The following is a 26,393-nucleotide window of genomic DNA, read 5'->3' as shown; positions in this document are numbered from 1 at the left end:
AAAATTCAGATGACATTACTCGCTTCGCTGCGTGACTGGCTTAAGGCGCAACAACTGGATGCGGTGCTTCTCTCCTCACGACAGAACAAACAGCCGCATCTGGGGATCTCCACCGGATCAGGTTATGTAGTGATTAGCCGTGAAAGTGCGCACATTCTGGTGGATTCGCGCTATTACGCGGAGGTGGAAGCTCGTACGCAAGGCTACCAGCTGCATTTGCTTGACGCGACGCACATGCTGGCAACCATCGTCAATCAAATCATTGCCGATGAGCAGTTGCAAACGCTCGGTTTTGAAGGCCAGCAGGTGAGTTGGGAAACCGCGCACCGCTGGCAGTCTGAACTCAATGCGAAACTGGTAAGCGCCACGCCGGATGTGCTGCGGCAAATCAAAACGCCAGAGGAGGTGGAGAAAATCCGCCTCGCCTGTGGGATTGCCGATCGCGGAGCGGAGCATATTCGCCGCTTTATTCAGGCGGGGATGAGCGAATGCGAGATAGCTGCTGAACTGGAGTGGTTTATGCGCCAGCAGGGCGCAGAAAAAGCCTCCTTTGACACCATTGTTGCCAGCGGCTGGCGTGGGGCGCTGCCGCACGGTAAAGCCAGCGACAAAGTGGTTGCAGCGGGCGAGTTTGTCACCCTCGATTTTGGTGCGCTGTATCAGGGCTACTGCTCTGATATGACGCGCACCTTCCTGGTTAATGGCGAAGGGGTGAGCGCCGAATCTCACCCGCTGTTTGGTGTGTATCAGATTGTCCTGCAAGCGCAGCAGGCGGCAATCTCCGCGATTCGCCCCGGCGTGCGTTGCCAGCAGGTTGACGACGCCGCGCGCCGGGTGATTACAGAGGCTGGTTTTAGCGAGTATTTCGGCCATAACACCGGCCATGCTATCGGCATTGACGTTCATGAAGATCCGCGTTTTTCAACACGTGATACCACGATGCTCCAGCCAGGCATGTTACTGACCGTAGAGCCGGGGATTTATTTGCCAGGGCAAGGGGGCGTGCGCATCGAAGATGTCGTGCTGGTTACCCCGCAAGGCGCAGAAGTGCTCTACGCCATGCCGAAAACAGTGTTGCTCACGGGAGAGGCATAATGGATTTATCGCTATTAAAAGCGTTGAGTGAGGCAGATGCGATCGCCTCCTCGGAACAGGAAGTCCGGCAGATTCTGCTGGATGAAGCGGATCGACTGCAAAAAGAAGTGCGATTTGATGGTCTGGGATCGGTGCTGATCCACCTCAATGAATCGACAGGTCCGAAAGTGATGATCTGTGCGCATATGGACGAAGTGGGATTTATGGTGCGCAGCATCTCCCGCGAAGGCGCGATCGATGTGTTGCCGGTTGGCAACGTGCGCATGGCTGCCCGCCAGTTGCAGCCGGTGCGCATCACCACCCGTGAAGAGTGCAAAATACCTGGCCTGCTTGACGGCGAGAGGCAGGGGAATGACGTCAGCGCCATGCGCGTAGACATTGGTGCGCGTTCGTATGACGAAGTGATACAGGCAGGAATTCGTCCAGGCGATCGCGTCACGTTTGATACCACTTTTCAGGTTCTCCCTCACCAGCGGGTGATGGGTAAAGCTTTTGACGATCGTCTCGGTTGCTACCTGTTAGTGACCTTACTGCGCGAACTGCACGACGCCGAACTGCCTGCGGAAGTGTGGCTGGTAGCCAGCTCCAGCGAAGAGGTGGGGTTACGCGGCGGGCAAACTGCCACCCGCGCGGTGTCGCCGGACGTCGCCATTGTGCTTGATACCGCCTGCTGGGCGAAAAACTTTGATTATGGCGCGGCGAACCATCGCCAGATTGGTAACGGTCCGATGCTGGTGTTAAGCGATAAATCGCTGATTGCGCCGCCAAAACTCACCGCCTGAATCGAAACCGTGGCGGCAGAAATTGGCGTGCCGTTACAGGCCGATATGTTCAGCAACGGCGGTACGGACGGCGGAGCGGTGCATTTAACCGGTACTGGCGTACCTACGGTGGTGATGGGGCCAGCCACCCGCCACGGACATTGCGCCGCATCGATTGCCGATTGCCGCGACATTTTGCAGATGCAGCAACTTTTATCTGCCCTTATTCAACGTCTTACCCGTGAGACGGTTGTTCAACTGACGGATTTCAGATGATTTCCCGATTAACCCGGAGCGGTTATGTTAACAATTCAATTTCTCTGTCCTTTGCCTAACGGCCTTCATGCCCGTCCGGCGTGGGAACTTAAAGAACAGTGCAGCCAGTGGCAAAGTGAAGTGATCTTCATCAACCATCGGCAGAACGCCAAGGCCGATGCCAAAAGTTCACTGGCGCTGATTGGCACCGGCACCTTATTTAATGACAGTTGCAGCCTGAGCATTAGCGGCAGCGACGAAGAGCAGGCGCGGCGCGTACTCGAAGAGTACATCCAGGTGCGCTTTATCGACAGCGACAGCATCCAACCGACACAAGCAGAACTGACGGCGCATCCGCTGCCACGTTCATTAAGTCGCCTTAACCCGGATTTGCTGTACGGTAACGTGCTGGCGAGCGGCGTCGGCGTTGGTTCGTTAACGTTGTTGCAGAGCGACAGCCTCGACAGTTATCGGGCGATCCCTGCCAGTGCGCAAGACTCCACTCGCCTGGAACACAGCCTGGCAACGCTTGCCGAGCAACTGAACCAGCAACTACGTGAGCGTGACGGCGAAAGTAAAACCATTCTTAGCGCCCATTTGTCGCTGATTCAGGATGAAGAGTTTGCGGGGAATATCCGTCGTCTGATGGCTGAACAACATCAGGGGCTGGGGGCGGCGATCGTCAGCAATATGGAGCAGGTTTGCGACAAACTTTCTGCTTCTGCCAGCGATTATCTGCGTGAGCGAGTTAGTGATATTCGTGATATCAGCGAACAGTTGCTGCATATCACTTGGCCGGAGTTGAAACCGCGCAATAATCTGCTGCTTGAAAAACCGACCATTCTGGTCGCAGAAGATTTAACCCCAAGCCAGTTTTTGAGCCTCGATTTAAAAAATCTTGCGGGCATGATTCTGGAGAAAACCGGGCGCACCTCGCATACCCTGATTCTGGCCCGCGCCTCGGCGATCCCGGTACTGAGCGGCCTGCCGCTGGATGCGATAGCCCGTTATGCCGGGCAACCTGCGGTGCTTGACGCCCAGTGCGGCGTGCTGGCGATCAATCCTGATGACGCGGTGAGCGGTTATTACCAGGTCGCGCAGACGCTGGCGGATAAACGTCAGCAGCAACAGGCGCAGGCCGCCGCGCAGCTGGCCTATTCCCGTGATAACAAGCGTATCGATATTGCGGCGAATATTGGCACTGCTCTGGAAGCACCAGGTGCGTTTGCCAATGGCGCGGAAGGCGTCGGGCTGTTCCGTACCGAAATGTTGTATATGGATCGCGACAGCGCGCCGGACGAACAGGAACAGTTTGAAGCCTACCAGCAAGTGCTACTGGCGGCGGGCGACAAGCCGATTATCTTCCGCACGATGGACATCGGCGGCGATAAAAGCATTCCTTACCTCAACATTCCCCAGGAAGAGAACCCGTTCCTCGGCTATCGCGCGGTACGTATTTACCCGGAATTTGCCGGCCTGTTTCGCACTCAACTGCGGGCGATTTTACGAGCTGCCAGTTTTGGCAACGCCCGGTTGATGATTCCGATGGTTCACAGCCTCGATCAGATCTTATGGGTGAAGAGCGAGATCCAGAAAGCAATCGTTGAGCTTAAGCGCGATGGCCTGCGTCATGCAGAGGCGATTACGTTGGGTATCATGGTGGAAGTGCCGTCGGTTTGCTACATCATCGACCACTTCTGCGATGAGGTCGATTTCTTCAGTATTGGTTCCAACGATATGACCCAGTATCTGTATGCGGTCGATCGCAATAACCCGCGCGTATCGCCGCTGTATAACCCGATTACACCATCGTTCCTGCGCATGTTGCAGCAGATAGTGACCACTGCGCATCAGCGGGGAAAATGGGTGGGCATTTGTGGTGAACTGGGTGGTGAAAGCCGTTACCTGCCGCTACTGCTTGGGCTGGGTCTGGATGAGTTAAGCATGAGTAGCCCACGCATTCCGGCGGTGAAAAGCCAGTTGCGTCAACTGGATAGCGAGGCGTGTCGGGAACTGGCACGTCAGGCATGTGAATGTCGCAGCGCGCAGGAAATTGAAGCGTTACTCACCGCGTTTACGCCGGAAGAAGACGTTCGTCCGCTGCTGGCGCTAGAGAATATCTTTGTTGATCAGTCCTTTAGCAATAAAGAACAGGCGATTCAGTTCCTGTGCGGCAACCTCGGCGTTAACGGGCGCACTGAACATCCGTTCGAGCTGGAAGAAGATGTCTGGCAGCGGGAAGAGATTGTCACCACTGGCGTTGGTTTTGGCGTGGCGATCCCGCACACTAAATCTCAGTGGATCCGCCATTCCAGTATCAGCATTGCCCGGCTGGTGAAACCGATTGACTGGCAGTCAGAAATGGGCGAAGTCGAGCTGGTGATTATGCTGACGCTGGGCGCTAGCGAAGGGATGAATCATGTGAAAGTCTTCTCGCAGCTGGCGCGCAAACTGGTGAATAAAAACTTCCGCCAGTCGCTGTTCGCCGCGCAAGATGCACAAAGCATCCTGACGCTGCTGGAAACAGAATTAACCTTCTAAAGTTAGCCCTGAAAACGGGCGCTGTACTCTCCCGGCGTCAGGCCAAACTGACGCCGGAAGACGCGACAAAAATAGTCGCTGTCTGGAAAGCCGCAACGCTGTGCCACTTCATGAATCGACAGATGATATTTCTGCAAAATCATCCTCGCCTTTGCCATTCGCACCCAACGCACATATTCGATAAAACGCATCGTCCCATGCTGCGCAAACAGTTTTGACAGATGATTGGGCGTGATATTAAAAAACTGCGCCACGCTCTCGCGGGTGAGCGGCTGGGCGTAGTTATCCTGAACCCAGTTACAAATGCTGTGATAGAGAAAATCGCCGCGCGGCTGTGAATTGCCCGGCGGCATGTTCACCACATTTCGGCAAAGATGCAGCAAACTTAACACCAGCGGCTGAATGATATTCTGCTCCAGCGGCGAACGGCTGAGATGGGTGAGGGCAGTAAGCATCGCTTCACCTTCGCCACGTTGCAGGCTGGGAAGCTGGAGCTGGCGAACCGGATGCAGTAACGACGTGGTACGGCTATCGTAAAACGATAACCCCAGCCAGGTCAGCGCGAACACCAGGCTTAACAGCATCACCGGTTTTTTGTTCACTGGTAAATTAGCCGCGCGCGCCGGAATAAACAGCATTTCTCCTTCCACCATGTGCTGCTGCTTTGCTTCCAGCAGGTTGCCGTATTCGCCGCGCAGCACAATATCCAGACGGGGAAAATCAATACACAAACTGCCCACCGGCAACGTGGCGGGCTGACTGGCAAACCAGACGCGCCCCAGTAGTTGCGGGTTAAGCACCAGGCCGCTGAACAGATCGGCGAAAAATTGTTGATCGGCGGGCAAGTCTGTTGCTTTCATGAAAGTTCCCGATTACAGATGCATTAACTGCCTGAATTCTTTTACTTTGCTACGGCTGACCGGCACTTCAAAATCCAGATCTTTCAGTCGCAGAATGTAGGTGTTATTAAACCACGGTTCGATTTCGCGGATTTTGTTCAGATTGACACAAAACGAGCGATGGCAGCGGAAAAAATGCGACGGTGGTAGCTTGCTGCAAAACTCGGTAATGTTCATCGGCATTACGTAGGATTCACGCCGCGTATAGACAAAGGTCATTTTTTCGTGCGCTTCGGCGTAATAGATATCGTTAATTGGCGTGACGATTATTCGCTCATCTTTCACCAGATTAATGGTGTCATTCTCACGCGTTACCGTCGCGGCAGGCGTACTGCTGGTCTGCTGTTGTTGCCAGGCCGCTTCCAGTTTTTGCAGCATCCCGGTAATGCGTGACTCCTGATACGGTTTGAGAATGTAGTCAAACGCCTCCAGTTCAAACGCTTCTACCGCATGTTCTTTCCACGCAGTGATGAACACAATAAATGGTTTATGGGCGAACTGGCTGATGTTTTGCGCCAGCAACACGCCATCCAGCGACGGAATATTGATATCCAGAAAAATGGCGTCGACGCGGTTATGCTGCAAAAACTTCAACACGTCCAGACCGTCGTCAAAGGTGCCGACAATCTCCATCTGGCTGTGCTCTTTAATTAGCCAGCTCAGTTCCTGTTGTGCCAGGAATTCGTCTTCAACAATGATGACTTTCACAATATCACTCCGGCTCAAAGCAATAACGTAGCCTGTGAGGCGACTGGGGTGCGTTGGTTAGGAATGTAAAACGCAATTTCCGTCCCCGGCTCCAGGCGGCGGATATGCAGCCCCTCGCCATACAATAACTTCACGCGATGATGGACATTCAGCAGGCCAATTTTATTGCCCGGCATTTCGTTCGCTTCGACCCGCTCAATCACTTTCGGATCGATGCCGTGCCCGGTATCTCTCACCGCAATGCGTACCCGATTACCGCACTCTGCAACGCTGATGGTGACAACGCCTTTACCTTTGCAAGGCTGAATACCGTGGACAATAGCGTTCTCCACCAACGGCTGGATCAGCAGGCTGGGTATACAGCAATTCACCTCTTCATCAATATCATAGATAACCGTCAGCTTGTCGCCAAAGCGAGCCTGCTCAATGGCGATATAGTCTTTTATTTGATACAGCTCTTTTTTGATATCGATTTGCTCATCGTCTTTTAATTCAATGTTATAGCGCAGATAACGTGACAGATTAAAGATCAGCTGGCGAGCGGTATCCGGATTCAGGCGAATTGATGAGGAGATTGCATTCAGAGCGTTAAACAGAAAATGGGGATTAATTTTGCTTTGCAGGGCGCGAAGCTCTGCCTTATTTGCCATTTCACGCAGCTGCTCGGCGCGAGAAACTTCCAGTTGCGTGGAGATGATTTGCGACAAACCGACCGCCATTTCCTGCAATGACGAGGTGATCTGATGTGCGTGGCAGTAGTAAATTTTCAGCGTCCCGGTAACGACTCCTTTCTCCCAAAGCGGGATCACCAGCATTGAGTGGATTTCCGGTGTGCGGTGAGCTTCATCATTATTTTTAATGATGATTTTTCCGTAATTCATCGCCTGACGTGTGGTTGGGCTAATAAAGTCATCACCATTCTGATAGTTATGTTCACCCACGCCAACGTAGGCCAGCACATGATCGGTATTGGTGATTGCTACCGCATCGGCGTGAATGTCATCGCGGATAATTTCGCAGACCTTGCGTAATGACTCGCTATTGACATGGCGAAACAGCGGCAGCGTTTTGTTGGCGATATCCAGCGCCAGCTTGGCTTGCCGCGCGGCGCTGGCCTCCTTTTCGCCCTCAACGCTTTGCACCAGCAGCACAATAAAACCGATACAGACGCTGCCGAGGATCATTGGAATCCCGATTTTTGACACAATGTCCAGCCCCAGTTCAGTGGTCGGCGCCCAGACAATCACCAGAATCATGGTCAGCGTTTCGCACAACATGCCGCCGAGAATACCGACTCGCCAACGCTGCGCTTTGGGGATTTTCAGGTTGATCCAGCCCGATATACATCCCGCCAGAATACTGGTGATAAAGCAGGGGATCGCCGTCACGCCACCAATATCAATAAGATAGCGGTGAATCCCGGCTATCACGCCGGTAATGATCCCCACCCACGGGCCAAATAAAATCCCGCCGGACATCACCGCAATAATACGTACATTAACCAGTGAGCCTTCCACCGGCACACCGGACCAGGTGCTGAACAGGGCAAACAGCGAGAAAATGGCGGTAACGGCGAGCAGCTCTTTCGGTGAGTGTGCCGACTTGTGCAACAGTTCGCGAAACAGGCGGATACGGATGAGAAAGAACAGGCAGATAAGCATTAACGCTGCCCGATCGAAGACCGCCAGCAGCATGTTGAATATTTCGTGCACGGGTAACTCTGGATAAGGATTAAACCTCTATGATAGGTAACCTGAAGGCTGATGACCAGCAGGCCGTTTTTGAGGAAAAACCACAATTTTAAAAGGGGATTGTCAGGCAAATGGTGTATTGGCAATGCATCTCTTGATAATGCACACTCAATAAGTAAATTTATTGAAATTATAATGTTAATTAATATGAATTTAATTTTCCTGAAAGAAAGTAAGGATTTCCCGTTTTATTACAGGTTTTCCTCTTTTTTTGGTAGAAAAAAATATTTGCTAAAACGCTCGACAGACAGAAATTAATCAGGCTATTTTCAAAACAGCCACCATCGTGGCAGCGTCGCTCGGACGGTCCGGGCGCTAACGTTAATCTGAGGAAATTATGGCTGACACTCGCCCTGAACGTCGCTTTACGCGTATTGATCGTCTCCCGCCCTACGTTTTTAACATTACCGCTGAACTGAAAATGGCTGCGCGCCGGCGTGGCGAAGATATTATCGATTTCAGTATGGGGAATCCGGACGGCGCGACCCCGCCGCATATCGTCGAAAAACTCTGTACCGTGGCGCAGCGCCCGGACACACACGGCTATTCCACTTCACGCGGCATTCCCCGGTTGCGTCGCGCCATTTCCCACTGGTATCAGGATCGCTACGACGTTGAGATAGATCCGGAATCAGAAGCCATCGTCACCATTGGCTCGAAAGAGGGGCTGGCGCACCTGATGCTGGCGACGCTGGATCACGGCGACACTGTGCTGGTGCCGAATCCAAGTTATCCGATTCATATCTACGGCGCGGTGATTGCCGGTGCGCAGGTACGTTCAGTGCCACTGGTGGAGGGTGTTGATTTCTTCAATGAACTGGAACGCGCAATTCGCGAAAGTTATCCGAAACCGAAGATGATGATCCTCGGCTTCCCGTCGAACCCAACCGCGCAATGTGTGGAACTGGAATTCTTCGAAAAGGTTGTTGCGCTGGCGAAACGCTACGATGTACTGGTGGTTCACGACCTGGCCTATGCCGATATCGTCTACGATGGCTGGAAAGCGCCGTCAATCATGCAGGTTCCGGGCGCACGTGACGTGGCGGTCGAGTTCTTTACCTTGTCGAAAAGTTACAACATGGCAGGCTGGCGTATTGGCTTTATGGTCGGTAACAAAACGCTGGTCAGTGCGCTGGCGCGTATCAAAAGCTACCACGATTACGGTACTTTTACGCCATTGCAGGTGGCTGCAATTGCCGCGCTGGAAGGCGATCAACAGTGCGTGCGCGATATTGCCGAACAGTATAAGCGCCGCCGCGATGTGCTGGTAAAAGGGCTGCATGAAGCGGGCTGGATGGTTGAAATGCCGAAGGCTTCGATGTATGTCTGGGCAAAAATCCCTGAACCGTATGCGGCAATAGGCTCGCTGGAGTTTGCCAAAAAGCTGCTTAACGAAGCGAAGGTCTGTGTCTCTCCGGGGATTGGCTTTGGCGACTACGGCGACACGCATGTACGCTTTGCGCTGATTGAAAACCGTGACCGTATTCGTCAGGCGATACGCGGGATTAAAGCGATGTTCCGCGCAGACGGTTTACTGCCCGCCAGCAGTAAACATATTCACGAAAACGCCGAATAAATGCATTCTCAGAAAAGCAAACAGGAGCCAGATGGCTCCTGTTTTTCGTTGCACAGTTTGCTTTTAGATCATCAGGGCAAAAGTACCGGCCCAAACGATGACCATAAAAGAAATGCCCATAAAGAAATATTTCACTTTACATCTCTCCGCGTAATTACAGTTACGCCTGAATGACTTCATTACATCTGATACAGTGAGCTGACACCGGGAAAACGACCTTAACAGGCCTCTGTTTTGCCGTGGGCATCACCCCAGAATTCTGAGCTGATTTGCTCGAGACGGCGCTAATGTACGCCTAAAACTAAATTGAAACAAGTGGCATTTTCTTATTTACTTTTAGTAACTTACGAGTGTCTCATATCGGCGACAGTTTAATTTCTGTCAGTAATAATTCATGATTCAGCGAAGGGGAAAGCCTTAAGAAAAAAGCCATAAAAACCATTGAGTTATTATGGCTAATTTGAGGAGGGAAGAAGAGCTGGTCGTTTGTTAAACGTATAACGACGCTTCACCCACCGGACGCGTTTTGAAGCGGCGGTGGATCCAGAGATACTGCTCCGGTGCGCGCATAATCTCTTTCTCAATAATCTTGTTCATATAAGCCGCAGCCTGACCTTCATCTGTCGGGTAGCCTTCCATTTCTGGGGTGATATACAAACGGTATCCGCTGTAATCGGCTTTTCGTACCATCGTCACAGTCAACATGGCGGAACCTGAGAGGCGTGACAATACGTAAGTGCCATTGGTTGTCGCAACATTTTCTACCGCAAAGAACGGAGCGAAGGAGCTTCCTTTACGACCATAATCCTGGTCGGGAGCGAACCATACGGCTTCACCTTTTTTCAAAGCACCAACAATACCGCGCAGATTATTTCTGCCGATCATCGCTTTATTCGAACGCATCCGACCACGGGTCTGCACCCATTCCATCAATTGATTATTATGCGGACGATAAGTTGCCATCATTGGCTGGCAAATCCCCATTACGCGGCCGCCCAGTTCCAGTGACATAAAATGTACGCCGACTACCATCACGCCGCGATTTTGCATTTGCGCGCGTTGCAGGTTATCCAGACCTTCAACATCAAACCATTTACGCACGCGACGATCGGGCCAGAACCACGCCATGCCGGTTTCTACCAGCGCCATGCCGAGTGAACGAAAGTTTTCGGCAATCATCTTCTCGCGTTCTTCAGATGAATGCTGCGGGAAGCAAAGTTCAAGGTTTTTGCGGGCGATGGATTCGCGACGTTTCAGAAATGGTCTGGCCATCGTGCCGATACGTGTGCCAAGAAAACACAGGACAGGATAAGGAAGCTGTACCCAAAGCCAGAGTACGCCCAGACCAAACCACGTGAGCCAGTAGCGAGGATGGAGAAACTCGCGGGAAAATTTGCGTTGTGGAAACATAGTTACCTTCTGTAGATACGAATTGTTGTATCGCAGAAGATTCCATGTCGACAGCGGTACACTCAATATATTAGGCCATCATGTACGACAATGGTTCCTGTAAAGAGTGTAAAGACTAGCCAGGACAAAACCACGAGGAGCATGAATGCGGTACTTCCATTTTATCATCAGCCGATTGTTTTCAGCTACTGATTATTAATCACTCAAGTAAATATTTTTCAGAACTGGAAGCTCTATTTTTAACATCTTGTTTTTATTAGAACCTGGCAAAAATTGCCAGCGATTAAGAATTGTCTTACTATTAAACTACCTGAAGTAACAGGTTTTTTAGCGCGGCAGGAGGTTGAGCTATGATTTATTTATGGATGTTTCTCGCTCTGTGTATCGTTTGTGTCAGCGGATATATTGGCCAGGTACTAAATGTAGTATCTGCTGTCTCTTCATTTTTCGGCATGGTGATCCTCGCCGCCCTCATTTATTACTTCACTATGTGGTTAACTGGCGGTAATGAGCTGGTAACGGGGATATTTATGTTTATTGCCCCAGCTTGTGGCTTGATGATCCGCTTTATGGTGGGGTATGGAAGGCGGTAATAAATGGTGTCCCCTGCAGGAATCGAACCTGCAATTAGCCCTTAGGAGGGGCTCGTTATATCCATTTAACTAAGAGGACAATGCGGCATGAGTATAACCGCTATTAAACAGCGGGGTAAGTACACTGTCGCTCGATTGCTTAAACCCTCGCCACTTATAGCAGATTTTTATCATTTTTCTTAATGATTTCCGCATGTTCTGCTTTCTGGCGTGCCTCTTCTTTACGCTTGTTACTCATATCGTTACGGATTTGCGCATGGCTCATTAATGCGAAGATGAAGGTGCCGCCGCAGATGTTTCCCGCCAGAGTAGGTAGCGCGAATGGCCAGATGAAATCGCTCCAGTGCAGCGTGCCGTTAAAGACCAGATAGAGGATCTCTACAGAACCGACGACGATGTGGGTAGTGTCGCCCAGTGCGATAAGCCATGTCATCAATATAATTACGACAATCTTTGCCGCTCCCGCAGCAGGGAACATCCATACCATTGTGGCTATAAGCCAGCCGGAGATGATCGCGTTGGCAAACATCTCGCTGGGGGTGTTCTTCATCACACCCATGCCGATTTTGACAAACGCATCGCGGGTTTCTTCATTAAAGATAGGCATATACTCAAACGCCCACGCCGCAATACCTGTTCCGAGAATATTACCCAGCAGTACGACACCCCATAACCGCATCAGTAAGCCGATGTTGCCGATAGTCGGTTTTTGCATCACCGGCAGTACCGCAGTTACGGTATTCTCAGTAAATAATTGCTGGCGAGCCATAATGACGATAATAAAACCAAAGGTATAACCCAGATTCTCCAGCAAAAAGCTCCCCGGTACACCTTCCAGTTCGACATGAAATATCCCTTTTGCCAGTAGAGATGCGCCCATCGACAGACCCGCTGCAATGGCTGACCATAGTAGCGCCATTGCGTCGCGCTCCAGCTCTTTTTCGCCGTCCTGGCGGATATGTTCGTGAATAGCCATCGCTCTGGAGGGGAGCCGGTCTTCATCGATTTCTATTTTTTTTCCACGCTCTTTTTCTTCGCTCTCTACTTCAAGTTCGTCGCTGTGTTTATCTATTTTGTCATTGTCCATGGTGTCGTCTCTTGAATTAGCACGTATAGCTAAAGCGTAGCGGCTTTTTTGCTCGCAACTGGCGGGAGTTACTCTGAAAATGTATAAAAGACTGCGTTTGCCTTTTTCTGTTTCTACAGAATCAAGTAGCCTACAGGGCGGCGATTACCAGGCTATGATCAAGTCAGCATTCCAGGGCGTCTGGACATCAGTTGACGTGCTGTTACAATCGCCCACACCTAAACAGGCGGATACGGTATCGTTCCGTCATGGATGGCAAACTGCATAAGCCATAAAAAAGCCATAAAAAACAGGGAGACATTTATGAAGCTTCGCCTGTCGGCGCTTGCTCTGGGAACTACGCTTCTGGTGGGGTGTGCGAGTTCCGGTACAGATCAGCAAGGGCGTTCTGACCCGTTAGAAGGGTTCAACCGCACCATGTACAATTTTAACTTCAATGTGTTAGACCCGTATGTGGTTCGACCGGTAGCTGTCGTCTGGCGTGATTATGTTCCGCAACCGGCGCGTAACGGTTTGAGCAACTTTACCGGCAACCTTGAAGAACCTGCGGTGATGGTTAACTACTTCTTGCAGGGCGACCCTTATCAGGGGATGGTTCACTTTACCCGCTTTTTCCTGAACACCATTTTGGGTATGGGCGGCTTTATTGATGTTGCGGGGATGGCGAATCCGAAACTGCAACGCACTGAACCTCACCGTTTTGGTAGCACGCTCGGTCACTATGGCGTGGGCTATGGGCCGTACGTTCAGTTACCGTTCTACGGTAGCTTTACGCTGCGTGATGACGGCGGTGATATGGCAGATAGTCTTTACCCGGTACTTTCCTGGCTGACCTGGCCGATGTCGGTGGGTAAATGGACGCTTGAAGGGATCGAAACTCGTGCGCAGTTGCTGGATTCTGACGGCTTGCTTCGCCAGTCCTCCGATCCTTATATCATGGTGCGCGAGGCTTACTTCCAGCGTCATGATTTCATCGCCAATGGCGGTGAACTCAAACCACAAGAAAACCCGAATGCGCAAGCGATTCAGGATGATTTAAAAGATATCGATTCTGAATAAGCCGCAAATAAAAAAGGTGAGTCGTAAAACTCACCTTTTTTCTTACTAAGCTAACGTGTTATTAGAACGCGTAATTAAAGTTAGTCCCGAACAGCCAGGCTTTACCTTCAGACTCGAAGGAATAAGCTGCCGCGCCTTCACCTTCGGTGAATTTCACTTTCTGACCATGCATATAAGATGCGCCAACGTCAATGGATGCATCTTCATTAAATGCGTAGGTTAACCCAGCACTTAACCACAAGCGATCCTGGTCAGGAATGGAAATAGAACGTTTATCTGCCGGAACCGGGCTGTCGTCATAGGCGATACCGGTACGGAAGGTCCAGTTTTTATCGTAATAGTAGGTTGCACCCAACGCGATACGATATGCGTCACGGAATCCTTCATCTTTATAGAACAGCGTCTGACCACTATCGCCTTTCGCTTTCAGCTCCTGAAACTGGCTCCAGCTGGTATAGGCCATGCTGTAGTGAATTGCCCACTGCGGCGCAACACGGTTATAACCAGAAATCTCCCACATCTCAGGCAGGTTGAGTGTCAAGGATCCATTTTGTGTTGCACCCATCGTGCCATACGGCAAGCCCATGTTACCCAAAATGTTGTTCAGATTTGGGTTAATGGAGCTTTTGTAATCCCCTTCGAAGTCGATTTTAACTTCTGAACGATATGTCAGGCCCCAACGGTTATCTTTATCCAGTTCATAAAGAATACCCGCGTTCCAGCCAAAGCCCCACTCGTCACCTTTCAGATGAGCAATTTGAGAGTCCGGAGTATTAATACCATTGGTCAATGAAGCGGGTACACCCTGGGCAATCAACTGTTGAGACAACAAAGGCCCCAGCGAACCGGCGTAACGCTCAATTTTTGCCTTGGCGTAAACAGCATCAAAACCAAGACCAAAACTCCAGCTATTGTTAAGGCGATAAGCCCCGCTAAGGTTAAGGTTGATTGTCTGCAGATCGGTTTTACCGCCATAGATACCAGCAGCGTAGTTGTCGGTAAATTCCGTAGCCAGGCCGTAGTTGGACGTTATTGATGCCCCCCAACCAAACTGATCGTTAATAGGCGCGACAAAGTGCAGGTTAGGTACCCACGCTGTCGGTGCGATATTTTTAGCATTTGCACTCTGACCGGTTAAATTAGAATGTCCGGTAATATCTACATCCGGATCAATATAAACCGCACCCGCAGAAAAAGTCGGGCGGTCAAACATGGTAATCAACGCGGGGTTACGGCTGACGTTACCGGCATCATCGGCAATTGCGCCTTCCCCTGAATAAGCCCGGCCCAGGCCAGAGGAAGAAAATTCGTTTAACTGAAAGCCTGCCGACCAGGCCTGGGTGGAGATAAGTGCCACTGCGACTGCGAGAGCAGACTTTGTAAACAGGGTTTTCTGGCTCATGACCATAACCTCAATAATTTATTTTTATACAAACTATGTTACGTGCTGTAACAGGAGCGCGAAGTGTAGGGGCTGATGTACATCTTAGAAATCAGACCAGTGGCGAGAGTATAGGTCTGACCAGATGGGATGTTGCAAGTATGTTTCTATCTTTTTTCAAATATGATCTAAGAAACGCGATCAAGCTGGCAAAATTTGGAGGTGGCGCACTCATCCATCCGGGTGAATTTTGTTTTAGATCATTTTTAAGTGTGATTTCGGTCACTTATCCGATTTTGCAGAATTAACAACTGGAGCAGCACTTTCCGGAAGCGTAAAATATCCGCAACGTTTATCTGGCACCTTGGGTGCACATACAGAGGAAATCAACGATGAGTAAATGTAGTGCTGATGAAACCCCGGTTTGCTGCTGTATGGATGTTGGCACCATTATGGACAACTCCGATTGCACCGCGTCTTATAGCCGCGTGTTTGCAAACCGCGCAGAAGCAGAACAAATGCTGGCGGCGCTGACTGAAAAAGCCCGTGGCGTGGAATCCGAACCTTGCAAAATCACCCCGACTTTCACTGAAGAGTCTGACGGTGTTCGCCTGGATATCGATTTCACTTTTGCCTGCGAAGCTGAAATGCTGATCTTCCAGCTGGGTCTGCGTTAATTCCTCTCAGGTACGCACGCCCCTGCCAGTTGCTGGCTGGGGCGTTTTGTTTTCTCTTCTTCTTTTCTCTCTGTGTCATAGCTCCCACTTTCCCTTTTCTCCACTTGGCTAAATGTAAAAAAATTGTTAAGACTATGATCAGGTCAGACCACTTTATATATTTTTTTACAGGGGAGTGTTATGGGTCAGGTTTTACCGCTGGTTACCCGTCAGGGCGATCGTATCGCCATCGTTAGCGGATTACGCACGCCTTTTGCTCGCCAGGCGACGGCTTTTCATGGCATTCCCGCTGTTGATTTGGGGAAGATGGTCGTCGGAGAACTGCTTGCTCGTAGCGAGATCCCCGCCGAAGTGATTGAACAACTGGTATTTGGTCAGGTTGTGCAAATGCCGGAAGCCCCCAACATTGCGCGTGAAATTGTTCTTGGCACCGGAATGAACGTCCATACCGATGCTTACAGCGTCAGTCGTGCCTGTGCCACCAGTTTCCAGGCTGTGGCAAACGTTGCCGAAAGCCTGATGGCGGGAACTATTCGCGCGGGGATTGCCGGTGGGGCAGATTCCTCATCGGTATTGCCGATTGGCGTTAGTAAAAAGCTGGCGCGCGTGCTGGTGGATGTCAACAAAGCACGCACAATGAGCCAACGGCTGAAACTCTTTTCTCGCCTGCGTTTGCGTGACTTAATGCCTGTACCGCCTGCGGTAGCAGAATATTCCACAGGCTTGCGGATGGGTGACACCGCCGAACAAATGGCGAAAACCTACGGTATTACTCGCGAACAGCAAGATGCGCTGGCGCATCGTTCGCATCAGCGAGCCGCTCAGGCGTGGTCGGAAGGTAAACTCAAAGAAGAAGTGATGACCGCCTTTATCCCTCCTTATAAACAACCGTTCGCGGAAGATAATAATATTCGCGGTAATTCCACGCTTGCCGATTACGCAAAGCTGCGTCCGGCGTTTGATCGCAAACACGGAACGGTAACGGCGGCAAACAGTACGCCGCTGACCGATGGTGCTGCGGCGGTGATCCTGATGACCGAATCGCGGGCGAAAGAATTAGGGCTGGTGCCGCTGGGATATCTGCGCAGTTATGCATTTACCGCGATAGATGTCTGGCAGGACATGCTGCTCGGCCCGGCCTGGTCAACACCGCTGGCGCTGGAACGTGCCGGTTTGACGATGAGCGATCTGACATTGATTGATATGCACGAAGCCTTTGCTGCCCAGACGCTGGCGAATATTCAGTTACTGGGTAGCGAACGTTTTGCCCGCGATGTGCTGGGGCGCGCACATGCCACTGGTGAAGTGGACGACAGCAAATTTAACGTGCTTGGCGGCTCGATAGCTTACGGGCATCCCTTTGCGGCGACTGGCGCGCGGATGATAACTCAGACATTGCATGAACTTCGCCGACGCGGCGGTGGATTTGGTTTAGTGACCGCCTGTGCTGCCGGTGGGCTTGGCGCAGCAATGGTTCTGGAGGCGGAATAATGGAAATGGCATCAGCATTTACCCTCAATATGCGTCTGGACAACATTGCCATCATCACCATCGACGTTCCCGGTGAGAAAATGAACACCCTGAAGGCGGAGTTTGCCTCACAGGTGCGCGCCATTATTAAGCAACTCCGCGAAAATAAAGATCTGCGCGGCGTGGTGTTTATCTCCGCGAAACCAGACAACTTTATTGCCGGCGCGGATATCAACATGATCGGCAACTGCAAAACGGCGCAAGAAGCGGAAGCACTGGCGCGGCAGGGGCAACAGTTGATGGCGGAAATTCACGCCTTGCCAGTTCCGGTTATTGCCGCTATTCACGGCGCTTGCCTGGGCGGCGGGCTGGAGCTGGCATTAGCGTGCCACGGTCGTGTTTGTACTGACGATCCTAAAACGGTACTCGGTTTGCCTGAAGTTCAGCTTGGGTTGTTACCCGGTTCAGGTGGAACCCAGCGTTTACCGCGCCTGATAGGCGTCAGCACAGCATTAGAGATGATCCTCACCGGCAAGCAGCTTCGGGCAAAACAGGCGTTAAAGCTGGGGCTGGTGGATGATGTCGTTCCGCATTCCATTTTACTGGAAGCCGCTGTGGAGCTGGCGAAGCAGGATCGTCCGGTTTCGCGGACACTCCCGGTTCGCGAACGTGTGATGGCGGGGCCATTAGGTCGTGCGCTGTTATTCAAAATGGTAAGCAAAAAAACAGAACAGAAAACCCAGGGTAACTATCCGGCGACGGAACGTATTCTTGAGGTTGTCGAGACAGGGTTAGCGCAGGGCACCAGCAGCGGCTATGACGCTGAAGCAAGAGCCTTTGGTGAACTGGCGATGACGTCGCAATCAAAGGCATTGCGCAATATCTTTTTTGCCAGTACTGATGTGAAGAAAGATCCTGGCAGCAATGTTGCACCCGCTCCCTTAAACAGCGTGGGGATTTTAGGCGGCGGCTTGATGGGCGGCGGTATTGCTTACGTCACTGCCTGTAAAGCGGGTCTGCCGGTACGAATTAAAGATATCAACGCTCAGGGGATTAATCATGCGCTGAAATACAGTTGGGATCAGCTGGAGAGCAAAGTGCGCCGCCGTCATCTCAAAGCCAGTGAACGCGACAAACAGCTGGCGCTGATTTCGGGGGCGACGGATTATCGCGGCTTTGCCCATCGCGATCTGATTATTGAAGCAGTATTTGAAAATCTCGAATTAAAACAACAGATGGTGGCAGAAGTTGAGCAAAACTGCGCCACTCATACCATTTTTGCTTCGAATACCTCATCTTTACCGATTGGCGATATCGCCGCTCACGCCACGCGACCAGAGCAAGTTATCGGCCTGCATTTCTTCAGTCCGGTGGAAAAAATGCCGCTGGTGGAGATTATTCCTCATGCGGGGACATCGGCGCAAACCATCGCCACTACGGTAAAACTGGCGAAAAAACAGGGTAAAACGCCAATTGTCGTGCGTGATAAAGCCGGGTTTTACGTCAATCGCATCTTAGCGCCTTACATTAATGAAGCTATCCGCATGTTGACCGAAGGTGAGCGGGTAGAGCACATTGATGCCGCGCTGGTGAAATTTGGTTTTCCGGTAGGTCCAATCCAACTTTTGGATGAGGTAGGAATCGACACCGGGACTAAAATTATTCCTGTACTGGAAGCAGCTTATGGAGAACGTTTTAGCGCGCCTGCAAATGTTGTTTCTTCAATTTTGAACGACGATCGCAAAGGCAGAAAAAATGGCCGGGGTTTCTATCTTTATGGTCAGAAAGGGCGTAAAAGCAAAAAACAGGTCGATCCCGCTATTTACCCGCTGATTGGCGCGCAAGGGCAGGGGCGGCTTTCCGCACCGCAGGTTGCTGAACGGTGTGTGATGTTGATGCTGAATGAAGCAGTACGTTGTCTGGATGAGCAGGTTATCCGTAGCGTGCGTGACGGGGACATTGGCGCGGTATTTGGCATTGGTTTTCCACCGTTTCTTGGTGGGCCGTTCCGCTATATCGATTCTCTCGGCGCGGGTGAAGTGGTTGCAATAATGCAGCGACTGACCACGCAATATGGTTCTCGTTTTACTCCTTGCGAGCGTTTAGTAGAGATGAGCGAGCGAGGGGAAAGTTTTTGGAAAACAACTGCAACTGACCTGCAATAAGAAGGTCAAAGCTATATGAATCCGCGCTGAGTGGTGGAGTGCTGGTCAAAATGTAAACACATATTGACTATACTTACGCCATTGAGGTAAAAAACAGCGTTTCATTCGGTGAATGGATAAGGCACAATGCCGGCCACCGTCCTCTTTATCTGGTTTCAGATGAAAGAAGACGGGCGAATCTGGTTAACAAAAGCGGTGCAATATGCAAGTTTTTATCATGCGTCACGGCGACGCAGCCCTCGATGCCGCCAGTGATTCGGTTCGTCCTCTGACCACTAACGGTTGTGACGAATCTCGCCTGATGGCGAACTGGCTGAAAGGTCAAAAAGTGGAAATCGAACGCGTTCTGGTGAGCCCGTTCCTGCGAGCCGAGCAAACACTGGACGAAGTAGGGGATTGTCTGAACCTGCCTTCCAGTGCAGAAGTTCTGCCGGAGTTAACGCCCTGCGGCGATGTTGGCCTGGTCAGTGCCTATCTGCAGGCGTTGACCAATGAAGGTGTTGCTTCGGTACTGGTGATCTCCCATTTACCATTAGTCGGGTATCTGGTCGCCGAGTTATGTCCGGGCGAAACGCCGCCTATGTTTACCACCTCGGCCATTGCCAGCGTAACGCTTGATGAAAGCGGAAAAGGTCAATTCAACTGGCAGATGAGTCCGTGTAATCTGAAGATGGCAAAAGCAATTTGATATGAACGTGTAAGGCCCGCTGGCGTAAGCTGTCGGGCCTTAGTTTTGCTTACTGTATTGAAATCATTGCTATTTAAATGCGTTTAATCGTCCTGGTGTGAAAAAATAAATGTTTCCATTTATAGTAATGGTGCTTATTTATTTTCACAAAGTTACATATGGAAGTAATTGTTGCTTTTTTGCATGGGTTATTATTTTTCGAAAAGAGGTGTTAAAAAATAAAAGATAACATTGCTGAGTAGATATTTTTGGGTCTTGATATAATATTAATTCAGAAAGATTAATATTATATCTTCGAGAAGCTAAAGTCACAATTGCCATATTTATTTTTAGCTGTTTTATGATCCAGAATCATTCATGGTATAAAGTGTTTGTACCGTTTTGATGAAATGTTCTGCTGCTTTTTGAGATAACCCTCAAGCTATTATTTGTGCTATTGATTATTTAAAAATTTCTACACTGTGTTGTTAGTAAATTTAAATTGAATCAGTCTCATTAAAATATCAACATTGCCGCCACGCCAAAGAATATCATCTCGTGCAACCCGTATTTTATGGATCAGAAATCCTATTCAATGGTTGGTTAAAAGCTGCTGAAGAAAGATTGAGGGATTTTATCGTCAATATTTCAGTTAGCTTATATTCTAATTATTTATGGTTTAAGGACAAATAATGAGTAAGTTTGTAAAAACAGCTATTGCAGCAGCAATGGTAATGGGTGCGTTCACTTCAACATCTTCTTTCGCAGAAGGTAACAACGGTACTGCCCGTTTTTACGGCACCATTGAAGATTCAGTTTGCTCAATCGTACCAGACGATCACAAACTGGAAGTGGATATGGGTAATATCGGTGCAGATAAACTGAAAAACAACGGCACTACCACGCCGAAAGATTTCCAGATTCGTTTGCAGGACTGTGTGTTTGATACCCAAACTACCATGACCACTACCTTCACCGGTACTGTGTCTACGGCGAATAGCGGCAACTATTACACCATTTTTAATACTGATACCGGTGCGGCGTTTAACAACGTGAGCCTGGCGATTGGTGATCAACAAGGAACCTCTTACAAAAGTGGCGCTGGCATTAATCAGCAGATCGTAAAAGATACTGCAACCTCCAAAGGCAAACCGAAACAAACTTTAAACTTTAAAGCCTGGCTGGTAGGTGCGACTGACGCGCCGGACCTGGGTGGTTTTGAAGCTAATACCACCTTCCAGATTACTTATCTCTAAGGTATGTCCCCTCATAGCAGCAATGCTATGAGGGGTTTTTAGCGTTTCGATAGTTTAAATAACCACGGATGGATACGTGTATGCCTGACCATTCCCTTTTCCGCTTACGGGCGCTTCCCTGGTGTGTTGCTATGGCAATATCTGGATGCCATATCAATGCCTGGGCCGACGAAGATATTCAGTTTGATTCCCGTTTTCTGGAATTAAAAGGCGACACGAAAATTGATCTGAAGCGTTTTTCCAGTCAGGGTTATGTTGAACCGGGTAAATATAATTTACAGGTTCAGGTAAATAAACAGCCGTTACCCGATGAATATGATATTTACTGGTATGCGTCAGAAAACGATAAAAATAAAACTTACGCCTGCCTGTCGCCAGAGCTGGTGGTGCAGCTTGGTTTTAAAGAAGATATTGCACAAAAATTGCAATGGGATCGCGATGGTAAATGCCTCAAACCAGGTCAACTTGACGGTCTGGAAATACGTGCTGATTTAAGCCAGTCCGCGCTGCTCATCACCTTACCGCAGGCTTATCTTGAATACAGCGATGTAGACTGGGACCCACCTTCGCGCTGGGATGATGGCATCCCCGGTTTCATTGCCGATTACAGCATCAACGCCCAAACCCGACACGAAGAAAATGGCGGCGATGACAGCAACGACATCAGTGGCAATGGTACGGTTGGCGTTAACCTTGGGCCGTGGCGTCTGCGCGCCGACTGGCAGAGCGATTATCAGCACACCCGCAGCAACGATGAAGAGACGGATAACAGCACCGAGAGAAACTGGGACTGGAGCCGTTACTACGCCTGGCGTGCGTTACCGAGCCTGAAAGCCAAACTGGCACTTGGCGAAGACTATCTCGACTCCGATATTTTTGATGGTTTTAACTACATCGGCGGTAGCATCAGTACCGACGATCAAATGTTGCCGCCGAACCTGCGCGGCTACGCCCCGGATATTTCCGGCGTGGCGCATACAGCGGCGAAAGTCACCGTTAGTCAGGCCGGGCGCATAATTTATGAAACCCAGGTGCCTGCCGGGCCATTCCGTATTCAGGATCTCGGTGAATTTAACTCTGGTACGCTGCATGTGCGCATTGAAGAGCTGAACGGTCAGGTGCAGGAGTATGACATTAGCACCGCTTCCATGCCGTTCCTGACGCGCCCGGGTCAGGTGCGCTACAAAGTGATGATGGGGCGTCCGCAGGAATGGGGACACCATGTACAGGGCGGATTCTTCTCCGGTGGTGAAGTGTCCTGGGGGATAGCCAACGGCTGGTCGCTGTACGGCGGGGCGCTGGGCGATGAAAACTACCAGTCTGCCGCGCTTGGCATCGGGCGCGATCTCTCCATTTTCGGCGCGATGGCGTTTGATATTACCCACTCGCATACCCGACTCGACGATTCAACCGCTTACGGCAAGGGTACGCTCGACGGTAACTCTTTCCGCGTCAGCTACTCCAAAGACTTTGATGAACTAAACAGCCGCGTCACCTTCGCCGGATACCGCTTCTCTGAAGAGAACTATATGACCATGAGCGAGTATCTGGACGCGAATGACAGCGAAATGGTTCGCGCCGGCAACGATAAAGAGATGTACACCGCCACCTATAACCAGAACTTCAGGGATGCCGGCGTTTCTGTTTATCTGAACTATACGCGCCATACCTACTGGGATCGCGAGGAGCAGACCAACTACAACGTCATGCTTTCCCATTATTTCAATATGGGCGGCATTCGCAACATGAGTATCTCCCTGACAGGTTATCGCTACGAGTATGACAACAGCGCCGACAAAGGCGTCTATATCTCCTTAAGTATGCCGTGGGGTGATAACAGCACCGTGAGTTACAACGGCAACTACGGCAGCGGTTCAGACAGCAGTCAGGTGGGATACTTCAACCGTATTGATGACGCCAGCCACTATCAGATAAACGTTGGCAGCAGTGAAAATCACTCCAGCGTCGATGGTTATTACAGCCATGACGGCTCTATGGCACACGTGGATCTGAGTGCTAACTACCATGAAGGGCAATACACTTCTGCCGGGCTGTCGCTGCAAGGTGGAGCCACGTTAACGGCGCACGGTGGCGCGTTGCATCGTACTCAAAACATGGGCGGTACGCGCCTGCTTATCGACGCTGACGGCGTGGCTGACGTACCGGTCGAAGGTAACGGTTCAGCGGTTTACACCAACATGTTCGGTAAAGCTGTCGTTGCGGACGTCAATAACTACTACCGTAACCAGGCCACTATTGACCTGACTAAACTGCCAGAGAACGCCGAAGCCACGCAGTCAGTGGTGCAGGCGACGCTGACCGAAGGAGCCATTGGCTACCGTAAATTTGCGGTCATCAGTGGACAAAAGGCGATGGCCGTCTTGCGCATGAGTGATGGTAGTTATCCACCATTTGGTGCAGAAGTGAAAAACGAACACGACCAACAGGTCGGCCTGGTCGATGACGACGGCAACGTCTATCTGGCTGGGGTAAAAGCTGGCGAACGTATGAGTGTCTCATGGAATGGGGCTTCCCACTGTGAGATCTCCCTGCCAGATCCATTGCCTGCTGACTTGTTCAATGGCCTGTTACTGCCGTGTAAGCAAAAAGGCGCGGTGGTGCCTGCCACGCCGGTGGAAATCAAACCGGTGATTCAGGAACAGACGCAACAGGTCACGCCGGGTACACCGCCAGTCGCTATCTCCGCTAACCAATAACGTGATTAAGGAATGATCCATGTATACACAGACTAATACTGCAAAAATGGTTGCCCCGGCGCTGGCGCTGCTGGTGACCGCCGCCAGTTTTACAACCCACGCATCGGTAACGCCCGACCGCACCCGCTTGATCTTCAAAGAAAGTGACAAATCCATCAGCGTCACGTTGCGTAATAACGATCCTAAGCTGCCATACCTGGCGCAAAGCTGGATAGAAGACGAAAAGGGCAACAAAATCAGCTCTCCATTGACGGTACTGCCGCCAGTACAGCGCATTGATGCGATGATGAATGGTCAGGTAAAAGTCCAGGGAATGCCGGATATCAGCAAGTTACCCGCCGATCGTGAGAGCATGTTCTACTTTAACGTGCGTGAAATTCCGCCAAAATCGAACAAACCTAACACCCTGCAAATTGCGCTGCAAACGCGTATCAAATTGTTCTGGCGACCCAAGGCGCTGGCAGAAATCAACATGAGAGATCCGTGGCAGCACAAGGTGACCTTAACCCGCAATGGTCAGACCTTCACCGTTAATAACCCAACGCCGTATTACGTGATCCTCAGCAACGCCAGTACGCAGAAAAATGGTAATCCGGCAGCCGGGTTTACGCCGCTGGTGATGCCGCCTAAAACATCTGCGCCGTTGAATGTGAAGATGGACAGTGTGCCGGTGCTGACTTACGTCAACGACTACGGCGCGCGACTTTCGCTGATCTTTAAATGCAACGGCAATAGTTGCCAGGTGGATGCAGAGCAGAGCCGTAAAGGTTAATGCCGGGAGAGTCTTATGAAATACACGTTTCTGGTGGGAACGGGCATTTTGCTCCTGAGCGGCTGGCTGACGGGCAACATTGCCGTCGCAGGGGAAAGTAAAAAGGTGTCATTATCGTTGCGCATTCTGGTCGATGCGCCACCGCCCTGTTCCGTGAAGGGGAGCAATGTTGAATTTGGCAATGTGTACATTAGCAAAATAAATGGCACAAATTACCGCACGACGGATGCGCTTTATACCCTGAACTGCGGTAACAAAATAGCAGGTGTTGATGATCTGCGGATGCAGCTTAAAGGCTCCACCACCGTGATTAACGGGGAAACGGTCATTGCGACCGAAATTTCAGGCCTGGGCATTCGCATTGAAAACGGCGCCGATAACTCCCTGTTTAAAGTGGGTGAAGGTAACTGGTCTGATTTCAATACTAACCAATTACCCAATCTCAAAGCCGTGCCGGTAAAACAAAGTGGAGTGCAGCTTACACCAGCGGAATTTAACGCCAGTATGACGATGGTGGTGGATTACCAATGAAAAAACTCACGTTCTTTTTACTCTGCGCGTATGGCGGCATGGCTCTGGCCGCTGACGATGACATCACCTTCCACGGTACGCTGGTGGCACCGCCTGTCTGTACTATCAGCGGTGGAAAGACCATCGAAGTGGAATTTCGCGATCTCATCATCGACAGCATCAACGGGGACTATGGTCGCAAGGAAGTGAACTATGACCTGAGCTGTGACTCCGCAGTTCGCGATCCCGACTGGAATATGACGCTCACCTGGACGGGGACGCAGACCTCGTACAATGACGCAGCTATCGAAACAGACGTTCCCGGCTTTGGTATTGAGCTTCAGCACGATGGTCAGCGTTTTAAGCTGAATACGCCGCTTGCCATTAACGCCACCGATTTTACGCAAAAGCCGAAGCTGGAGGCTGTACCGGTAAAATCGGCTGATGCGGTGTTGAGTGATACCACGTTTTCGGCCTGGGCAACATTACGGGTGGATTATCAATGAAGACAGGACGCATTTATTCGCTCGGTTACGCGCTGTTAGCGGGTCTGCTGCTGACCGGTAGTACTCGTACTCTGGCCGTGGACAACAACCTGCATTTTTCCGGCAACTTGTTAAGCCGTTCCTGCACGCTGGTGGTTGATGGCGGAAATCTGGCAGAAGTGCATTTTCCTGCCATCAGCCGTCAGGATCTTATGGTCGCCGGGGAATCCCCGCGCGTTCCGGTGGTGTTTAAGTTGAAAGATTGTAAGGGGCCAGCGAGTTACCAGGTGCAGGTGACCCTTACCGGTACGGAAGACAGCGAGCAACCGGGTTTCCTTGCGCTGGATACCACCTCAGCCGCTCAGGGCGTCGGGATTGGGATGGAGACGACCGACGGTGTGCGGGTGTCGATTAACAACCCGACCGGGGCGAAATTTACACTCAGCGATGGCAGCAATGACATTAATTTCAGGGCCTGGCTGCAGGCGAAAAGCGGTCGCGATGTCACGCTCGGTGATTTTACCGCCAACCTGACGGCAACCTTTGAGTATATATAAG

Annotated in this window: 22 protein-coding genes, 1 tRNA gene and 1 pseudogene; 16 read left to right on the top strand and 8 right to left on the bottom strand. The window is 50.9% G+C overall.

Translation table 11 applies throughout. The features are described from left to right. Positions 1-9 precede the first annotated feature (9 nt). The 3 genes and pseudogenes from ypdF to ptsP all read left to right on the top strand — a co-directional run bounded on the left by ypdF (position 10) and on the right by ptsP (position 4,652). Entirely contained in the window at positions 10-1,095 is a 1,086-nt protein-coding gene (gene ypdF, locus BEG40_RS13910) for an aminopeptidase (RefSeq protein WP_105285578.1), read from the top strand. Next, positions 1,095-2,132, top strand: a pseudogene (gene ypdE / locus BEG40_RS13905) (aminopeptidase). The gene ypdF and the pseudogene ypdE overlap by 1 nt, the downstream one beginning before the upstream one ends. Positions 2,133-2,156: 24 nt before the next feature. Beyond that, the gene (gene ptsP, locus BEG40_RS13900) at positions 2,157-4,652 is read left to right on the top strand and encodes a phosphoenolpyruvate--protein phosphotransferase (protein ID WP_105285577.1); all 2,496 of its coding nucleotides are present in this window, start codon (positions 2,157-2,159) and stop codon (positions 4,650-4,652) included. A 2-nt stretch (positions 4,653-4,654) separates the two neighbouring features. Here ptsP and BEG40_RS13895 read toward each other — a convergent pair whose 3' ends face one another. Genes BEG40_RS13895 through ypdA form a run of 3 tightly spaced genes read right to left on the bottom strand, consistent with a single transcriptional unit; the run spans position 4,655 to position 7,971 of the window. Then, positions 4,655-5,512, bottom strand: a complete 858-nt coding sequence (locus BEG40_RS13895) for an AraC family transcriptional regulator (RefSeq protein WP_105285576.1) — start codon at positions 5,510-5,512, stop codon at positions 4,655-4,657. A gap of 12 nt (positions 5,513-5,524) precedes the next feature. Beyond that, on the bottom strand, positions 5,525-6,259 hold the full coding sequence (gene ypdB / locus BEG40_RS13890; RefSeq protein ID WP_001295458.1) for a two-component system response regulator YpdB: 735 nt from the start codon (positions 6,257-6,259) through the stop codon (positions 5,525-5,527). Positions 6,260-6,273: 14 nt separating this feature from the next. Next, positions 6,274-7,971 carry a two-component system sensor histidine kinase YpdA gene (ypdA, locus tag BEG40_RS13885; protein WP_000544385.1) on the bottom strand — a complete coding sequence of 566 codons (1,698 nt, stop codon included), beginning with the start codon at positions 7,969-7,971 and terminating at the stop codon, positions 6,274-6,276. 376 nt (positions 7,972-8,347) lie between these two features. Between ypdA and alaC the strand changes: the two genes are divergently transcribed. Beyond that, a complete protein-coding gene (gene alaC, locus BEG40_RS13875; RefSeq protein WP_000785907.1) occupies positions 8,348-9,586 on the top strand; it encodes an alanine transaminase in 1,239 nt (412 codons plus the stop codon). Positions 9,587-9,649: 63 nt separating this feature from the next. Here alaC and ypdK read toward each other — a convergent pair whose 3' ends face one another. Together ypdK and lpxP are read right to left on the bottom strand one after the other, a co-directional pair. Beyond that, a complete protein-coding gene (gene ypdK / locus BEG40_RS13870) occupies positions 9,650-9,721 on the bottom strand; it encodes a membrane protein YpdK (RefSeq protein WP_010723117.1) in 72 nt (23 codons plus the stop codon). A gap of 354 nt (positions 9,722-10,075) precedes the next feature. Further along, on the bottom strand, positions 10,076-10,996 hold the full coding sequence (gene lpxP, locus BEG40_RS13865; RefSeq protein WP_000484420.1) for a kdo(2)-lipid IV(A) palmitoleoyltransferase: 921 nt from the start codon (positions 10,994-10,996) through the stop codon (positions 10,076-10,078). A 350-nt stretch (positions 10,997-11,346) separates the two neighbouring features. Here lpxP and BEG40_RS13855 point away from each other — a divergent pair, with 350 nt between their 5' ends. Further along, positions 11,347-11,589, top strand: coding sequence for a YfdY family protein (locus BEG40_RS13855; RefSeq protein ID WP_000639882.1), 243 nt, complete (start codon positions 11,347-11,349; stop codon positions 11,587-11,589). A gap of 4 nt (positions 11,590-11,593) precedes the next feature. Here BEG40_RS13855 and BEG40_RS13850 read toward each other — a convergent pair. Both BEG40_RS13850 and BEG40_RS13845 read right to left on the bottom strand, forming a co-directional pair. Continuing rightward, positions 11,594-11,668, bottom strand: a tRNA-Arg gene (locus BEG40_RS13850). A gap of 75 nt (positions 11,669-11,743) precedes the next feature. Continuing rightward, positions 11,744-12,676 carry a formate/nitrite transporter family protein gene (locus BEG40_RS13845; RefSeq protein WP_105285574.1) on the bottom strand — a complete coding sequence of 311 codons (933 nt, stop codon included), beginning with the start codon at positions 12,674-12,676 and terminating at the stop codon, positions 11,744-11,746. A 303-nt stretch (positions 12,677-12,979) separates the two neighbouring features. On the opposite strand from BEG40_RS13845, the gene mlaA reads away from it, so the two are divergent. Next, entirely contained in the window at positions 12,980-13,735 is a 756-nt protein-coding gene (mlaA, locus tag BEG40_RS13835) for a phospholipid-binding lipoprotein MlaA (protein ID WP_000776783.1), read from the top strand. A 61-nt stretch (positions 13,736-13,796) separates the two neighbouring features. On the opposite strand, the gene fadL is transcribed toward mlaA, so the two are convergent. Next, a complete protein-coding gene (gene fadL / locus BEG40_RS13830; RefSeq protein ID WP_010355469.1) occupies positions 13,797-15,137 on the bottom strand; it encodes a long-chain fatty acid transporter FadL in 1,341 nt (446 codons plus the stop codon). Positions 15,138-15,508: 371 nt separating this feature from the next. Here fadL and BEG40_RS13820 point away from each other — a divergent pair, with 371 nt between their 5' ends. From BEG40_RS13820 to BEG40_RS13775, 10 genes are all read left to right on the top strand, one after another. Next, positions 15,509-15,793 (top strand): YfcZ/YiiS family protein, encoded by a 285-nt coding sequence (locus tag BEG40_RS13820; protein ID WP_010353400.1) that lies wholly within the window; start codon positions 15,509-15,511, stop codon positions 15,791-15,793. Between the two features lie 180 nt (positions 15,794-15,973). Continuing rightward, on the top strand, positions 15,974-17,284 hold the full coding sequence (fadI, locus tag BEG40_RS13815) for an acetyl-CoA C-acyltransferase FadI (RefSeq protein WP_016231839.1): 1,311 nt from the start codon (positions 15,974-15,976) through the stop codon (positions 17,282-17,284). Then, positions 17,284-19,428, top strand: coding sequence for a fatty acid oxidation complex subunit alpha FadJ (gene fadJ / locus BEG40_RS13810; protein WP_105285572.1), 2,145 nt, complete (start codon positions 17,284-17,286; stop codon positions 19,426-19,428). The genes fadI and fadJ overlap by 1 nt, the downstream gene beginning before the upstream one ends. 202 nt (positions 19,429-19,630) lie before the next feature. Next, entirely contained in the window at positions 19,631-20,116 is a 486-nt protein-coding gene (gene sixA / locus BEG40_RS13805) for a phosphohistidine phosphatase SixA (RefSeq protein ID WP_001195811.1), read from the top strand. Positions 20,117-20,787: 671 nt separating this feature from the next. Beyond that, positions 20,788-21,351 (top strand): fimbrial protein, encoded by a 564-nt coding sequence (locus BEG40_RS13800; RefSeq protein ID WP_000033321.1) that lies wholly within the window; start codon positions 20,788-20,790, stop codon positions 21,349-21,351. Between the two features lie 80 nt (positions 21,352-21,431). Continuing rightward, positions 21,432-24,068 carry a fimbrial biogenesis outer membrane usher protein gene (locus tag BEG40_RS13795; protein WP_105285571.1) on the top strand — a complete coding sequence of 879 codons (2,637 nt, stop codon included), beginning with the start codon at positions 21,432-21,434 and terminating at the stop codon, positions 24,066-24,068. A gap of 19 nt (positions 24,069-24,087) precedes the next feature. After that, positions 24,088-24,840 (top strand): fimbria/pilus periplasmic chaperone, encoded by a 753-nt coding sequence (locus BEG40_RS13790; protein WP_000288638.1) that lies wholly within the window; start codon positions 24,088-24,090, stop codon positions 24,838-24,840. Between the two features lie 15 nt (positions 24,841-24,855). Beyond that, entirely contained in the window at positions 24,856-25,371 is a 516-nt protein-coding gene (locus BEG40_RS13785; protein WP_000877922.1) for a fimbrial protein, read from the top strand. Then, a complete protein-coding gene (locus BEG40_RS13780; protein WP_105285570.1) occupies positions 25,368-25,856 on the top strand; it encodes a fimbrial protein in 489 nt (162 codons plus the stop codon). The genes BEG40_RS13785 and BEG40_RS13780 overlap by 4 nt, the downstream gene beginning before the upstream one ends. Continuing rightward, a complete protein-coding gene (locus BEG40_RS13775) occupies positions 25,853-26,392 on the top strand; it encodes a fimbrial protein (protein WP_000847941.1) in 540 nt (179 codons plus the stop codon). Before BEG40_RS13780 ends, BEG40_RS13775 begins: the two co-directional genes overlap by 4 nt. The last annotated feature ends 1 nt before the right edge of the window (position 26,393 follow it).

Origin of the sequence: Escherichia sp. MOD1-EC5495 (genome assembly GCF_002965965.1) — a bacterium.
In the GTDB taxonomy this organism is placed as follows: domain Bacteria; phylum Pseudomonadota; class Gammaproteobacteria; order Enterobacterales; family Enterobacteriaceae; genus Escherichia; species Escherichia ruysiae.
The sequence above is the reverse complement of the archived record's forward strand: the minus strand, read 5'-3'. Positions and strand labels throughout refer to the sequence as shown.

Coding starts and splice junctions, on each gene's coding strand:
- BEG40_RS13775 (WP_000847941.1), top strand. CDS start 25,853: ATGAAGACAGGACGCATTTATTCGCTCGGTTACGCGCTGTTAGCGGGT.
- ypdF (WP_105285578.1), top strand. CDS start 10: ATGACATTACTCGCTTCGCTGCGTGACTGGCTTAAGGCGCAACAACTG.
- BEG40_RS13785 (WP_000877922.1), top strand. CDS start 24,856: ATGAAATACACGTTTCTGGTGGGAACGGGCATTTTGCTCCTGAGCGGC.
- BEG40_RS13820 (WP_010353400.1), top strand. CDS start 15,509: ATGAGTAAATGTAGTGCTGATGAAACCCCGGTTTGCTGCTGTATGGAT.
- sixA (WP_001195811.1), top strand. CDS start 19,631: ATGCAAGTTTTTATCATGCGTCACGGCGACGCAGCCCTCGATGCCGCC.
- BEG40_RS13855 (WP_000639882.1), top strand. CDS start 11,347: ATGATTTATTTATGGATGTTTCTCGCTCTGTGTATCGTTTGTGTCAGC.
- fadL (WP_010355469.1), bottom strand. CDS start 15,137: ATGAGCCAGAAAACCCTGTTTACAAAGTCTGCTCTCGCAGTCGCAGTG.
- BEG40_RS13895 (WP_105285576.1), bottom strand. CDS start 5,512: ATGAAAGCAACAGACTTGCCCGCCGATCAACAATTTTTCGCCGATCTG.
- fadI (WP_016231839.1), top strand. CDS start 15,974: ATGGGTCAGGTTTTACCGCTGGTTACCCGTCAGGGCGATCGTATCGCC.
- lpxP (WP_000484420.1), bottom strand. CDS start 10,996: ATGTTTCCACAACGCAAATTTTCCCGCGAGTTTCTCCATCCTCGCTAC.
- BEG40_RS13845 (WP_105285574.1), bottom strand. CDS start 12,676: ATGGACAATGACAAAATAGATAAACACAGCGACGAACTTGAAGTAGAG.
- mlaA (WP_000776783.1), top strand. CDS start 12,980: ATGAAGCTTCGCCTGTCGGCGCTTGCTCTGGGAACTACGCTTCTGGTG.
- ptsP (WP_105285577.1), top strand. CDS start 2,157: ATGTTAACAATTCAATTTCTCTGTCCTTTGCCTAACGGCCTTCATGCC.
- BEG40_RS13795 (WP_105285571.1), top strand. CDS start 21,432: ATGCCTGACCATTCCCTTTTCCGCTTACGGGCGCTTCCCTGGTGTGTT.
- fadJ (WP_105285572.1), top strand. CDS start 17,284: ATGGAAATGGCATCAGCATTTACCCTCAATATGCGTCTGGACAACATT.
- BEG40_RS13780 (WP_105285570.1), top strand. CDS start 25,368: ATGAAAAAACTCACGTTCTTTTTACTCTGCGCGTATGGCGGCATGGCT.
- BEG40_RS13790 (WP_000288638.1), top strand. CDS start 24,088: ATGTATACACAGACTAATACTGCAAAAATGGTTGCCCCGGCGCTGGCG.
- BEG40_RS13800 (WP_000033321.1), top strand. CDS start 20,788: ATGAGTAAGTTTGTAAAAACAGCTATTGCAGCAGCAATGGTAATGGGT.
- alaC (WP_000785907.1), top strand. CDS start 8,348: ATGGCTGACACTCGCCCTGAACGTCGCTTTACGCGTATTGATCGTCTC.